Source organism: Dendronalium phyllosphericum CENA369 (assembly GCF_016056275.1).
GTDB classification, from domain to species: Bacteria; Cyanobacteriota; Cyanobacteriia; order Cyanobacteriales; family Nostocaceae; genus Dendronalium; species Dendronalium phyllosphericum.
Genome location: NZ_JAECZA010000231.1, coordinates 1,859 through 15,591 on the forward strand (window position 1 = coordinate 1,859; position 13,733 = coordinate 15,591).

The 13,733-nt window shown below is 41.2% G+C and carries 13 protein-coding genes; 9 read left to right on the forward strand and 4 right to left on the reverse strand.

What is annotated here, in order from left to right:
- The 8 genes from I8752_RS26080 to gshB all read left to right on the forward strand — a co-directional run.
- Window positions 1–993, forward strand: a 993-nt coding sequence (locus I8752_RS26080; RefSeq protein WP_214435135.1) for a tetratricopeptide repeat protein, incomplete at its 5' end; no start/stop codon positions are given.
- Between the two features lie 278 nt (window positions 994–1,271).
- A complete protein-coding gene (locus I8752_RS26085) occupies window positions 1,272–1,493 on the forward strand; it encodes a hypothetical protein (protein ID WP_214435136.1) in 222 nt (73 codons plus the stop codon).
- Window positions 1,471–1,800 (forward strand): type II toxin-antitoxin system PemK/MazF family toxin, encoded by a 330-nt coding sequence (locus I8752_RS26090; protein WP_214435137.1) that lies wholly within the window; start codon window positions 1,471–1,473, stop codon window positions 1,798–1,800. Before I8752_RS26085 ends, I8752_RS26090 begins: the two co-directional genes overlap by 23 nt.
- A 170-nt stretch (window positions 1,801–1,970) precedes the next feature.
- Window positions 1,971–3,716, forward strand: coding sequence for a GTPase HflX (hflX, locus tag I8752_RS26095; RefSeq protein ID WP_214435201.1), 1,746 nt, complete (start codon window positions 1,971–1,973; stop codon window positions 3,714–3,716).
- Between the two features lie 443 nt (window positions 3,717–4,159).
- Window positions 4,160–5,050 carry a 2OG-Fe(II) oxygenase gene (locus tag I8752_RS26100; RefSeq protein WP_214435138.1) on the forward strand — a complete coding sequence of 297 codons (891 nt, stop codon included), beginning with the start codon at window positions 4,160–4,162 and terminating at the stop codon, window positions 5,048–5,050.
- Between the two features lie 227 nt (window positions 5,051–5,277).
- Window positions 5,278–5,448: a PEP-CTERM sorting domain-containing protein gene (locus I8752_RS26105; protein ID WP_214435139.1), complete on the forward strand. Its 171-nt coding sequence runs from the start codon at window positions 5,278–5,280 to the stop codon at window positions 5,446–5,448.
- Window positions 5,449–5,623: 175 nt separating this feature from the next.
- Window positions 5,624–5,887 carry a glutaredoxin 3 gene (gene grxC / locus I8752_RS26110; protein ID WP_214435140.1) on the forward strand — a complete coding sequence of 88 codons (264 nt, stop codon included), beginning with the start codon at window positions 5,624–5,626 and terminating at the stop codon, window positions 5,885–5,887.
- Between the two features lie 157 nt (window positions 5,888–6,044).
- Window positions 6,045–7,022 carry a glutathione synthase gene (gene gshB, locus I8752_RS26115; protein ID WP_214435141.1) on the forward strand — a complete coding sequence of 326 codons (978 nt, stop codon included), beginning with the start codon at window positions 6,045–6,047 and terminating at the stop codon, window positions 7,020–7,022.
- A gap of 887 nt (window positions 7,023–7,909) precedes the next feature.
- On the opposite strand, the gene ftsZ is transcribed toward gshB, so the two are convergent.
- The 4 genes from ftsZ to I8752_RS26135 all read right to left on the reverse strand — a co-directional run bounded on the left by ftsZ (window position 7,910) and on the right by I8752_RS26135 (window position 11,502).
- A complete protein-coding gene (ftsZ, locus tag I8752_RS26120; protein ID WP_214435142.1) occupies window positions 7,910–9,202 on the reverse strand; it encodes a cell division protein FtsZ in 1,293 nt (430 codons plus the stop codon).
- A gap of 90 nt (window positions 9,203–9,292) precedes the next feature.
- Window positions 9,293–9,829 carry a hypothetical protein gene (locus I8752_RS26125; protein ID WP_214435204.1) on the reverse strand — a complete coding sequence of 179 codons (537 nt, stop codon included), beginning with the start codon at window positions 9,827–9,829 and terminating at the stop codon, window positions 9,293–9,295.
- A gap of 240 nt (window positions 9,830–10,069) precedes the next feature.
- Window positions 10,070–10,261, reverse strand: a complete 192-nt coding sequence (locus tag I8752_RS26130) for a hypothetical protein (protein ID WP_214435143.1) — start codon at window positions 10,259–10,261, stop codon at window positions 10,070–10,072.
- Window positions 10,262–10,656: 395 nt separating this feature from the next.
- A complete protein-coding gene (locus I8752_RS26135) occupies window positions 10,657–11,502 on the reverse strand; it encodes a cell division protein FtsQ/DivIB (protein ID WP_214435144.1) in 846 nt (281 codons plus the stop codon).
- An 869-nt stretch (window positions 11,503–12,371) separates the two neighbouring features.
- Here I8752_RS26135 and I8752_RS26140 point away from each other — a divergent pair.
- The gene (locus I8752_RS26140; RefSeq protein ID WP_214435145.1) at window positions 12,372–13,703 is read left to right on the forward strand and encodes an ATP-binding protein; all 1,332 of its coding nucleotides are present in this window, start codon (window positions 12,372–12,374) and stop codon (window positions 13,701–13,703) included.
- Window positions 13,704–13,733: the final 30 nt, after the last annotated feature.

Sequence of the window (13,733 nt, forward strand, 5' to 3'; positions counted from 1 at the left end):
GAAGCGCTTACCTCTTACGATGAGGTTATTAAAATTAAACCAGATGACTATAAGGCCTGGTACAACCGGGGCATTGCACTAACCAATTTAGGACGCTATGAAGAAGCGCTTACCTCTTACGATGAGGTTATTAAAATTAAACCAGATGACTATAAGGGCTGGAAAAGCAAGGGTGATGTGTTCTTTCATTTAGGATGCTATGAAGAAGCGCTTACATCCTGTGACCAAGCACTGAAAATGCAACCAGATGACCACACAGTATGGCACAATCGGGGCATTGCACTAATGAATTTAGGATGCTATGAGGAAGCGATTATATCCTTTGAACAAGCAATAAAAATTCAACCAGATGACTGCGATGCTTGGAGTAACCGAGGTATTGCATTAAAAAATTTAGGACGGTATGAAGAAGCGCTCGCATCCGACGATCAAGCACTAAAAATTAACCCAAGTTACCAAGAAGCTTGGAATAACCGAGGTGCTATTTTATGCGATCACCTACAACGCTATGAAGAAGCAATTACTTCCTTTGAGCAGGCACTGAAACTTAAACCAGATGACTACCTGGTTTGTTACAACTGGGGCATTGCATTAAGAAATTTAGGACGCTATGAAGAAGCAATTACTTCCTTTGAGCAGGCACTAAAAATTCAACCAAACTACTATAAGGCTTGGATTTCTAAAGGTGTTGTGCTATGTGGTTATCTACAATGCTACGAAGAAGCAATTACATCCTTCGAGCAAGTACTGAAAATTCAACCTGATTCATACCAAGCTTGGTATTATCGAGGCATTACATTAAAAAAATTAGGTCGTCTCAAAGAAGCATTTGCCAGCATCAATAAAGCTGCTAAAATCAACCCTAATTTTGTGATAGAGGAGTTAAAGTCTCGAAACGAACAAGTTATTGTCAGTATGCTACAAACATTCGGATGGAATAAATTAATTCAGGCTTGGATAGGCTTATTTAATATGATTCGTATTATACGCTGATTTAATAATTTTATTTACAGCGTTTTTCAGGTAAATGAAGTACACGGGTAAGGATGCTGTTACGTTCACCCTTACAATTATCTGTACCTTACCAAGTTGCAATCTGCTGTATATTTATTAAGCTCTTGAAAATAACGACTGAAAAAGAGTAACTCTGAGAAAAATACAATTCAAATATAGCGATCGCCTTCCTACTCCCACTAATCACAACTTCAACTAAAAGCGATCGCCCATAAATTAAATTACACTAAACATAATGAAAATCAAAACTAACAGTTATGGAATATCAATTGACTACTCTGACTTATGAAATTGAACTAAAACCAGGGGAGAAATTGAATCTTCCAGAATCAATACTGGAAAATATTACTACAGGACGCTGGGTAATCACTATCCAACAAAAAGCGAAAGAACTCGAAAGCACTCGCAGCCATGATGGCTTTTTGAACGGCTACGCGCCAGAAGACGAAGGGCTTTATGACAATTATCCAAGCAGGTGAGTTTTGGGTAGCAGATATTCCATTCACCAGCAGTAGCGGTTTTAAAAAGCGTCCCGTACTAGTGCTGTGGATAGATGCAGATGATGTTGTAGTAGCAGTAGTTACATCTGCCAAACCACGCACACAAACTGATATACCTTTGAATGATTGGGCTGCAAGTGGCTTGCGTGTTGCTTCAACCGTGCGTCTGTCTCGATTGGATTGCCTACAACAGTCTTTGTTACTGGCTAAAATAGGGCAAATTTCTGAATCAGATGCAAAGCGTTTAAAACAAGTATGGGATTTATATATAAAACCTCAATTTTAAGCAACTTAAACTAAAAGCGATCGCCCAAATCAAAAAACTCTAACTGTTCTCGCATTTGTGCGTACTAATTTTAGATAGCATCTCTCACAGGAGAGAGCTTGCACCCTAAACGCTGTTGTAAAATAGACAATAGAAGGATTCGGGGGGCCATTTACTGGTCATAAACGCCTATAGAAACTATCTTCGGAAATCTTCAAGGTCTCAAGTCCAGCCAGCTGAAACAACTACAGCGGCTGTACCACCAGCGCATACCAGGCGATCGCATCACCACGCCTGAGTTCTCCCAGCGTCTGGCAGCCATTAGTACAGAAATCAATCAACCTGTATGTGCCTACCTCAACCGTCGCGGACAAGTGATTCGTGTAGGGGTAGGCACACCGCGTCAAACACAAATCCCACCGCTAGAATTGCCCCGTTACGGTGCAGAACGTCTTAGCGGTATTCGTTGTATCGCCACCCACTTAAAATCAGAACCGCCCAACGATGCGGCACTGACTGCTATGGCGCTGCAACGGTTAGACGCTCTGGTAGTGATAAATATTACTGGCACAGGATTTACGCGTCGGGGAGGAGGCGCTGCTGGATATGTCAAAGAAGCTTATTTAGCTCACCTGACACCCCAAGAGTCTCGTGCTTTAATGACGAGTCCTGCGGCATTCAAGATAGAGGAAAATCAAGTTCAATCTCCAAGTTGGAGTGTATCGCCGCCTCTGAGCTTGGATATAGTAGCACAGCAGGATTTTATCGAGTTGGTGGAAGGACTGGAAGAGGAATTCCGCCGGGAATTCGTCGCCCAGGAAGTAGATGCCGACCACGATCGCGTGCTAATTGTGGGAGTAGTGACCGATGAGTTGACTCCCCAACAATTCCAAGATACCTTGGCAGAATTGGCGCGGTTAGTTGATACAGCTGGCGGAGATGTATTACAGACAGTACAACAAAAGCGATCGCGCATTCATCCTCAAACCGTAGTCGGTGAAGGCAAAGTACAAGAAATCGCTCTGACAGCCCAAACCTTGGGAGCCAATCTCGTTGTCTTTGACCGCGACCTCTCACCCGCCCAAGTCCGCAACTTAGAAGCACAAATTGGTGTTCGAGTAGTTGACCGCACAGAAGTAATTTTAGACATCTTTGCTCAACGCGCTCAGTCCCGTGCTGGTAAGTTGCAAGTAGAACTGGCACAGTTAGAATACATGCTGCCGCGACTAACTGGTAGAGGTCAAACCATGTCACGGCTAGGGGGTGGTATTGGTACTCGCGGCCCTGGTGAAACCAAACTAGAAACAGAACGCCGTGCCATTGGGCGACGTATTTCTCGACTGCAACAAGAAGTAGACCAATTACAAGCCCATCGTTCGCGGTTAAGGCAGCGACGGCAACATCGGGAAGTTCCCTCAGTGGCTTTGGTTGGTTATACTAACGCTGGCAAATCAACTTTGCTCAATGCCCTCACTAATGCTGAGGTTTATACAGCCGACCAATTGTTTGCCACCCTTGACCCAACCACGCGCCGCTTGGTGATTCCCCATACTGAGACTGGTGAATCCCATGAGATTCTAGTTACAGATACAGTAGGGTTCATCCACGAACTACCTGCATCGTTAATGGATGCCTTCCGCGCCACCTTGGAGGAAGTCACAGAAGCCGATGCCCTACTGCATTTAGTAGATTTGTCTCATCCTGCTTGGTTGAGTCATATTCGCTCAGTCAGAGAAATTCTTGCGGCAATGCCAGTAACTCCTGGCCCGGCGCTAGTTGCCTTTAACAAAATCGATCGAGTCAATAGTGAAACTTTAGCTCTAGCTCAAGAAGAGTTTCCCTTGGCGGTATTCATTTCCGCAAGCCATCGCTTGGGGTTAGAAACCCTACGCCAGCGCCTTGGCCAGTTAATTCAATATGCTGTTGACTCCCAGTAAATACCGAAAATAAATTTTGAATATCTGATGAACACAGCCGTGGTTAATATAACTACGGCTTTAATTTTTTATATTTTTACTATATATAGCCTTCGTCACTAGTGTTAGGACATCAACAGACGATCAAACCTAGGCACAAAAAGACTTTTCACCCAGTCCCCAGTCACTAGTCCCCAGTCCCCAGTTATATATGCAAACTCTAGCAATAACTGTGGAATTTCCTGAATGACAGTGCGCTCGAAAACGTGCTAGAACCAACAGCTACTGGGTATTTTGATTTTTGTGCTTGATATAAAAAGCAACTCCAACTTCTACGCAAAGGCTCCTCCTAAAATTTCTTTGCTCTCAAGTGTTTTTTGCATCTCTGAGGAAGCTTGCATTACCTTTTTACTTTTATTTTTGCCAACTGTCCCTGCGATCGCTATCCTAGCCACTAATTATTTATGTCAGCAAATTCGCAACAATTAGAATCTCAAAAAGTCAAAGTTCAGCTTCTTTTAGCTGGTGGACATCAGTATACAGTTTATTTTAATTCAGATGACCCTACACTGCATACTCTATTAACAACTATTGTGGCTCGTGCTTACAAACAAGAATCAGCCGATCGCTGTTTATTTCAAATTCCCATCAATGAGGGACATTCTGCCTTATGTTTTCCTAGTGAAAATCTTGTTGCTTTAGTAATTGAGCCACCTCTTTGGATACAGCAAACTGACAATATACAACCTGTATCCAATGATTTTTTGAATTCTAATCATATCCAAATAGATAATTTTTTCTCAACCAAAGAGCATGAACGGCTCATCAAATATGTATTAGCTAATAAGTCAAATTTTGTATCTACTAGTACTTCTACAAAAGATGAAAATTATCGTCGCTCAATGGTTCTTTATTCTTTTCCTGATTTTGCTGAACTAATTGTTAATAAAATCCAGAAAATCATGCCTGACGTTATGATCAAATTGGGAATGTCATCATTTACTATATCTCAAATTGAAAGCCAACTAACATCACATAATGATGGAAACTATTACAAAATTCATAACGATAATGGTAGCCCAGACACCGCTACCAGAGAACTTACATATGTTTATTACTTCAATCGAGAACCCAAACAATTTTCGGGAGGAGAGTTATTAATCTACGATAGTAAAGTTGAAAATAATTTTTATGTAAAAGCAGAATCTTTCAAAACTATCGAACCGCGCAATAACAGCATTGTATTTTTCTTTAGCCGCTATATGCACGAAGTTCTACCTGTGAAGTGTCCATCTAAAGCTTTTGCAGATAGCCGCTTTACTATCAATGGCTGGGTACGCAGAGAAGCATCTTAGGGTAGCTGTGCAATTATTTTCAAGTGAGGCGATCGCCTCACTTATTTTTTATAAATAAAGGAATTTTAAAGAAGTGGCTCAAATGCATTCACAAAAACTAATAGGTTATATAATCTGTGGTTTATCATCATTAGCTGTAGTTATGGCTGGGCAAATGTCTCAAGCAAATGCAGCATCTATCACTTTTGCAGGAATAGGAACTAACTCAACATCAGGTGGAGCTACTAATGCTTGGGAGCATCGTGCCTGCACCAGCACCTGCTCCTGTGCCCGCGCCTGCTCCTGCACCAACACCTGTAGTGCGGAAAGTACCTGAGCCTGGAACGATCGCAGCTTTAGACTTATTTGCGGTAGGTGCTCTCAGAATTAAGAGGAAAAACAAACAGAATAATTTATAAACTTAAACAATACTGTTGAGTTATCAGACTCGTTCAATTGGGTTCAGAATGTGTATAAACACGTCTAACCCAATTTTTTGTGTGAGTATCAATTTGGCTGCAAAACACAAGAAAGCCACTAGATTAGGTGGCAAAGTTCTAAAATTAAGAAGTATGAAACAAATTTGAGGACGTTATGACTGCCAAAGTAGAAATTTACACTTGGAGGACTTGCCCATTTTGCATCCGTGCCAAAAATTTGCTGACAAACAAGGGAGTTGAATTTACAGAATACAGCATTGATGGAGATGAAGCAGCACGAGCTAAAATGGCTCAGAGGGCGAATGGAAGACGTTCCTTACCACAAATTTTTATCAACGATCGCCATGTTGGAGGCTGTGATGACATCCACGCTCTCGAAAGTCAAGGCAAGCTGGATGAACTACTAACTGCCAGCTAGAGCGTGTAGGTTGAGACAGTATTCAAATTACAGCTTATTTTCCACAGCAACGATGTCTGGTGACAAGATGCTATGCGTCTACGCAAATTGGCTGAATCATCAGAGGATAATTTAAATTGAATAACCATTAAACTTCCTGGTGATTGAGGCAAACAGCGTGAAATTGGCTTTTATTATCGATCCCATCCATCAGCTTGACCCATGTCATGATACTAGCGTTGCTCTCATGGAAGCCGCACAAAGTTTGGGACATGAAATTTGGGTAACTCAGGCAAACCTGCTGAGTGTAGTAGATAGCAAAGCTTGGGCTGTCCTACAGCAAGTAGAACTTGTACCAGTGCAGTTGGTAGAGGGACGCTGGGTAGCAGCAAATTCTTGGTATAAGTTGAGCGATCGCTTTTTAACTTCCCTAGAAACAATGGATGCCGTATTCATGCGGACAGATCCACCAGTTAATGATTCTTACCTTTATGCTACTTACATTCTAGATTACATTGACCAACGCAAAACCCTAGTGGTAAACAGTCCCAATGGCATCCGCAAAGCAAACGAAAAAATGTATGCCCTTCAGTTTACCAAAGCAATTCCAGAAACAATTGTCAGTGCCGATAAGCATTTTATTCGGCAATTTGTTGAGGCAAAAGAAGCAGCAGTTCTCAAACCACTGGGTAATAAAGCTGGGGAAGGAATCTTATTTTTACAATCAGGCGATCGCAACTTCAACTCCATAGTCGAACTCAGTACTCTTCAAGGTCGAATACCAGTTATGGTACAAACCTATTTACCAGAGGCAAAAGAGGGAGATAAGCGGATTATTCTACTCAATGGCGAGCCGATAGGTGCTCTCAATCGTCTTTCTAGTGGTACTGATTTTCGTAACAATATGGCAACAGGTGGTACAGTCGCTCAAACCAACATTACTGATAGAGAGCGTGAAATTTGCGACCAAGTAGCTGAACAATTACGCAAAGATGGCTTAATTTTTGTTGGCATTGATGCGATCGGTGGCTACCTTACTGAAGTTAATGTCACCAGTCCGACTGGAGTTCGTGAAATCGACCGATTAGATGGTACTCGCCTTGGTCATCAGGTTATTCAATGGGTTGAGCAGACTGTGCAAACCAATCTATCGTAACCATCTCATAGTCCAACACAGTTTAGTTGACAAAGACGCTACGCGTAGCTTGTTTCAATCTAGGAGTACGTCGCTAACGCAATCTACCGAAACTGGAGCCACTACAGTGAAGCACTTGCTGTATTGGCGGTGAGGCAGTCTGCTTTTGGGGTTTCACGCCAGTTCTTTAAAGTCTAGCCAGCTACTTGTGGTGAGTCCAGCACTGTGGGAGGGTTTCACGACCTAGGTGACTGATGAGGCAATGAAAGGGAGTAGGGAGTAGGGAGTGGGGAGTAGGGAAACTAAGCCGCCCACAAGGGGCGGGGTTTCAACCTACCTTGCGATACAAGGATTTTATCGCGCCACTTGCGGGCGAGGCTTTAAACCTTTTTCGGGGCTAATTTCTTCCCCCACTCCCTACTCCCTACTCCCTACTCCCGCCCCGAAGGGGGTAAAAATACTAGTCTCTAGTCCCCAGCCCCATTTTCATGCATGGCGATGAAAATTTTTTCATCGGGACTGCCTTGCAGAGCCAGCGCCCCTCACGTACTCTACCCTACGGTAACGCCTGATGGCGAACGAGTTCCCCTTTGGAGTACGCTAGTCGCCTGGGTAGTGAAACCCTCCCGCAGCAATGCCTCACCGTGCGGAGGTTTAGTTAAAACCCTTCACCTTGACTTTTTTATTTCAAACATAATATATAGGCATCTGAGTCGGTAGGCTCCTGCCCTGGTTGATTTGATATGTAGATAGCATTGACAAGTTTAGTCATAAATTAGCTGCATCTGAGATTGCAACAAAAGTACCTAACTTGTCTCTGGTGAAAACCCAGAAATAGGAGATTCTATACAGCACTCAGCTAGAACTAAGACTGCAAATTTCATCTAAAATTTCAAATCCAGAATCAATTAATTCCTTGGTTTATGGCGATTGCGAAGAAAATCAGGAATATCCAATCCAGATTTTTCTTTGGGTTCTGCAATTGGTGTTGGGGGAGTAGGGGGAGTAGCTGTAGGTGGTTGTGGCGTTGGTCGCTTTGCAGAACTCACTACTCTGGGGGTAGTGGCATTTTGTTGCGGTGCCGATTGAATTTCGCCTGTAAAGCCAGTAGCAATTACAGTAATTCTGACCTCACCTTGTAGCCTATCATCAATCACTGCCCCAAAAATAATATTGGCGTTGGGATCGACCACTTCATATATTGCTTCTGCGGCAGCATTTACTTCATGTAGAGTGAGATCGCTACCACCAGTAATGTTAAAGACAACTCCTCTAGCTCCTTCAATAGAAGATTCTAATAACGGTGAGGAAATAGCTGCGATCGCAGCTTCTCTGGCTCTTGATTTTCCTGAACTTACACCTATCCCCATCAGTGCTGACCCTGCATCTGCCATTACAGCTCGGACATCGGCAAAGTCCACATTTACTAAGCCTGGAATCGTGATAATATCCGAAATCCCTTGTACCCCTTGACGCAGGACATCATCAGCATAGCGAAAAGCTTCCTGTACGGGTGTTTGTTCTGGGATCACTTCCAGCAGTTTGTTGTTAGGGATGATGATCAGCGTATCTACCCTACTTTTTAACCCTTCAATACCTTGTTCTGCTTGACTGGTGCGGCGACGACCTTCAAAAACAAATGGACGAGTGACTACCCCAACAGTCAGAGCACCCATTTCTTTTGCGACCTCTGCAACAATTGGGGCTGCACCAGTTCCAGTTCCACCTCCCATACCAGCGGTGATAAATACGAGGTCAGCACCTTCTAATGCTGTGGCAATTTCGTCTCTTGATTCCTCAGCTGCCTTTTGACCAATAGCAGGATTTCCACCTGCTCCTAAACCGCGTGTTAGCTTCTGCCCAATTTGCAACCGACTGGGAGCTCCTGCTAGGGTCAGAGCTTGGGCATCAGTATTAATTGACCAAAACTCCACTCCAGCGACATCAGACTCAATCATGCGGTTAACCGCATTTCCTCCACCACCACCAACACCAATCACTTTGATGTTGGCAACCCTACCAGGAACAATCTCACCAATGCGGCTATTTTCTGTAGTAATCTTCTTACTGTCATGGTTTTGCCCGAAGTTCAACCCAGAGTGATTAAAAGGATTGGTCGAGTTAACTGCCAGTGAGAATCCTGATTGCCCCATAGATTGGGAGTTTTTATAGGTCAGCTCTTGGTTATTATCAAGTGTCATTGCATTCAGAAAGGTAGATAAACGACTTTTTCAGGTGTTTTTCACCTAAGAGTCAACTATAGTTTGACACTGCCAAAATCTATGGCAGTGTTATTTATTGTTATCACTACTTCCAACCTTAACAAGGTTGCAAGTGCGAAAGTTGGCTATAGGATAAGCCATTCTCGCAGCCGTTTGTACAGCTAATTTTAGAGAAGTATACCTACATTTATCTAAAATTGAACTGTATAACTTCATCGAAATCTTAATTTTTTCACAAATCTCTTCCCAAGTTGTCAAAATATACCTTTGGTATAAAATTTTTCCTCCTGCTATCCTACTCAAGGATTTAGATTGGTCATTAATTTTACAAATATCAGTGTTGGTTTCTTTTTCCTGAATAACCGCATCCATTTTATATAAATTGTATATTTTGTTATCTATATTGAAAGTCAAATACTGACGATAAAAGTTTTTTACTCTCTGAGTCTTGACAATATCGGCTGGTTCTCCGCAATCAAATATACATTTAATAACAGCATAAATATCATCACGTTCAAAATTAAGAGCAAATGAAACAATTTGTAGAGGCGTGCCCCTGTTTATCTTGTATGCCTTAGTTATATAGCTAATGATAGGTTTAAGCATTGGAGATGATTGCAACTTAAAACACAAAATTTGTCTTTTACTTACTTGTAGTTAAAGTTTGAGGTCAGGAACACTATGCTTAATCAGTTATACAACACTATAATTAATTTGCTGTTTTATGTGCCTAAATGACACTCGATAGTAGCATTCGACTGGATGAAAACCTTTACTAGTGCAATTAGCAAACTAAGAGTGCTAAAAATATTTTGTAAGTGTGAGATAACTGCTTAAAAGCAACGGTTACAGAATTAAAAGCAAATTTATTAAAACTCTTAAGAAGTTGCGGATACCGTGTTGAGAAGGGTCTGGGGAGCAAAATGGATGCTGGGGAAAACCATCTACCTGACAAGAAGCCCATAATAACCAGGCTGTTAAATGACTAGATTCGTCAGACTCTTGAATACAAAAAATACCATCGATTTTGCTTGCCACCGTTTTCTAGCTTTCACAGCAGTATTATCAACTATTAGGCGATTGTTGCATAAATCATCCATTTTGCTGGAAAAAATCCTTCAGGTGTCTATACCAGTCTCCTCAAGTTATATATCTTTGAAAAGCTCGGTTTAGTCTTACCTTGGATAGGTATAATGCATTAGATTGCCTGATATATTGCACCCCTGCACTACATTTAGGGTAACAATTATACTTTTTTTATCTCAAAGGAGTTTTGATGATTATTGCTCCTCCGTTTTAATTAATTTAAAAGTTATCGCCGATTTTTTAGAGTTACTGGAAAATTGAATATAACAAATATAAATATTAATCTATCGGCATAAAACTTCTTAATTATATAGGAGCGTTTTGTAGATTACATATGCTACATATATCTATGGAGTTTGGGAGTTGATTTTCTGATTTTTTTGGTTCACATGTACTAATGGAGATTCCGGATTTTTCAGATCGATATACTCTATTTGGTTAGGATTAATTTTTGCAGGTAATTGACGCATTTGGGCGAGTACTTTAATTTGTTCTGGTAATTGGGGACTTGGTGCACCAAGAGACACATTCCCTAGTTCTGTTTTCAAAATTAAATTAGTTGGGTCTTGCCAATCAATTTCTGTCACTTTCACAGGACTTTGGCTTAACGTTGGATAAAGCTGACTCCAGTATTGGCGATATTGTTCTGGCAACCCAATAACTTTGAGACTTGGCAATTTGACGTTTGGATTTACTGATTTGTATTTTTCTAAAGGTATCCATATTCCACTTGCATCTACTAAACCGACAGATACTTGTTTTTTAGCAGTATCAGTATTTCTGACTTTGGAACTTTGAGCTATTGCCACAGGAATTCTTTGCTGGATTTCGACGATCAATCCAGGAGGAAAAAGGCGGCGACGAACTGTTGCTTGTGCAATAGTGGGTTGTTGCTTCAAAGAATCAGCGATCGCAGAAGGTTGAATTCGCCACAAAGACTGGGGATAGGAAAGCTTCAGAAATGACTGAATCGATCCTTCTGGCAGTACTCGATCGCCTGATTTCACCATTATTTGTTTGGGAGTATTTAGTACCCATATTGGTTGGATTGCCACCCACAGCAAACCACTAGCTAAACCACTAATGGCAAAGGTTCGCCAAATAGCTTGAATAATCTTCATCTGTCGCTGCCGACGCAATTTCTTACGGCGTTGGGCTAAATCTGCATGGGAAACGGATACGATGCCAGCCATTCAAACCCCTTTCTGGTGTAAGTCTTATTTGCTAAGTGGGCTAAAAGCACTGATTAATTACAGTAAAGCCTCTTGGTATCTGTTAGCTGCTACTCTCAAGACTTTTTTTTACTTTTAGTAGTAACACTTTACAGTAACCTTACTAGGATTTAAGCGCTAGCAATTTTTATTATCTAAGTTTGCAGTTGTTTAGTTTAAATCAAATGTAGTCTTTTTGCCTTAAAGTCGGCAGACGATAGCTGGCAACAAGGCTAAAAAATATATCTTGACAAAAATATTAGTTTATGTATCCAATGGATAATAGCCTGAAAGTCAATATGCAACAAGGACAACTATAGTTAATTGTACTCAAGTCACTATTTCTCTCTTTTTTTAAGTATATATGTAGCAAATATTGCATCAATGAATATTGAAGATCCAGAAAGAATTTGATTATGTGTCGAAAAGTTACAAAATATTAAGTATATTTAAAGTTGATTTTACTTAACCAGCAAGAGTTTGAGTGGCGTACTTGCTTGACAAGTTCCTGAAAACTTTAGCTAAAAATTACATATATACTGCCACATCAGCAACTATCTGAAAATTATAATTTCCAGTAGCTTTTTCTACTGCGGTAACTAATGCATACAAGTTTATAACCAGTCAAGTAAAAGCTTAAAGATTGTCACAAGCCTAACGGCAGATGTAAAAAAGACAGATATACTGTACGTATCAGGGACAATTAAATCTCTAGTATGGTACTGATAGTTGCTTGTAGCGATCGCGCTGAAAGTAGCGATCCCCGCAAAATCCAAATTGCGAGTTAATTACGTGCCTACACAATCGGCTAGAGATGTTGGGTATAAATAAGTACAAAAAACAGCATCTACATGACAAATACACTGAATTTATCACGCTTTTATAAAGCATGTAACCCTAGCTACACGCTAAATATGGGTAATATGGTCGATCGGCAGTATTACATAGATTTTGCTGACGTACGTGGTTGCAAGATAGTTGAAGAATTGCAACGTACCATCACTCGTATTTCTCCAGATGAGCCAACTTGCCAGTTATTTACGGGTCATATTGGTTGTGGTAAGTCAACAGAGTTGCAGCGTCTGAAAGCAGAACTAGAAGTAGCAGGATTTCATGTTGTTTATTTTGAGTCCAGCCAAGACTTGGACATGGCGGATATCGATGTCAGTGATATTTTGCTGAGTGTAGCCCGTCAAGTCAGTGTTAGTTTAGAAGCGATCGGCATCAAACTCAAACCTACTTACTTTATTAATCTGTTTAGAGAAATTGGAGATTTTTTACAAACCCCAATTGAGCTTTCTGGACAAGCAGAGTTGTCTTTAGGCATTGCCAAAATTACAGCCAAAACCAAAGATAGCGCGCAGTTACGCAATCAACTCAGGCAATATTTAGAACCCCGTACCAATAGTATTTTGCAAGCGATTAACGAAGAAGTATTAGAAAAAGCTGTCGAACAGCTAAAACTGCGGGGTCAAAAAGGATTGGTAGCGATCGTAGATAACCTAGATAGAGTGGATATGCGTCCTGTTGCATCTGGACGGACACAACCAGAATATCTCTTCATTGACCGAGGAGAGCAGTTACGCCGACTCAAATGCCATGTAGTTTACACAATACCTCTAGCACTAATTTTCTCCAATGAGTATGAAACACTCAAAAATCGCTTAGGAGGAGGTATTGCTCCTAAAGTATTACCGATGGTGCGAGTGCGACAAAGAGATGGTGCTGACTACGAACCAGGGATGTCACTATTGTGCCAGCTAATACTAGCAAGAGCTTTTCCCGAAGTACCTTCTAATGAAAGACTGTTATTAATTACAGAATTATTTGACCATTTAGAAACTCTCGATCGCATATGTCGCGTCAGTGGCGGACACATCCGTAACTTATTGGGTTTACTTTATAGCTGCCTCCAGCGACAAGATCCACCTTTTTCTAGAGACTGCTTAGAAGCAGTGATTAAAGACTACCGAGATGACCTGCTATTAGCTATTGACGAGTGCCAGTGGGAATTATTATTTGAAGTAGTGCAGCAGCAAAGCGTCAAAGGTGAGTCTGATTACCAGAGGTTATTGCGAAGTATGTATTTGTTTGAATACCGCGATCCTCTTGGACGTTGGTTTGGTATTAGTCCAGCATTGGCAGAGACAGAAAAAGTCATCGCCTGGCAGTATAAAAAGTAGTAAATAGTTCAAAGTCAATAGTCTAAAAGT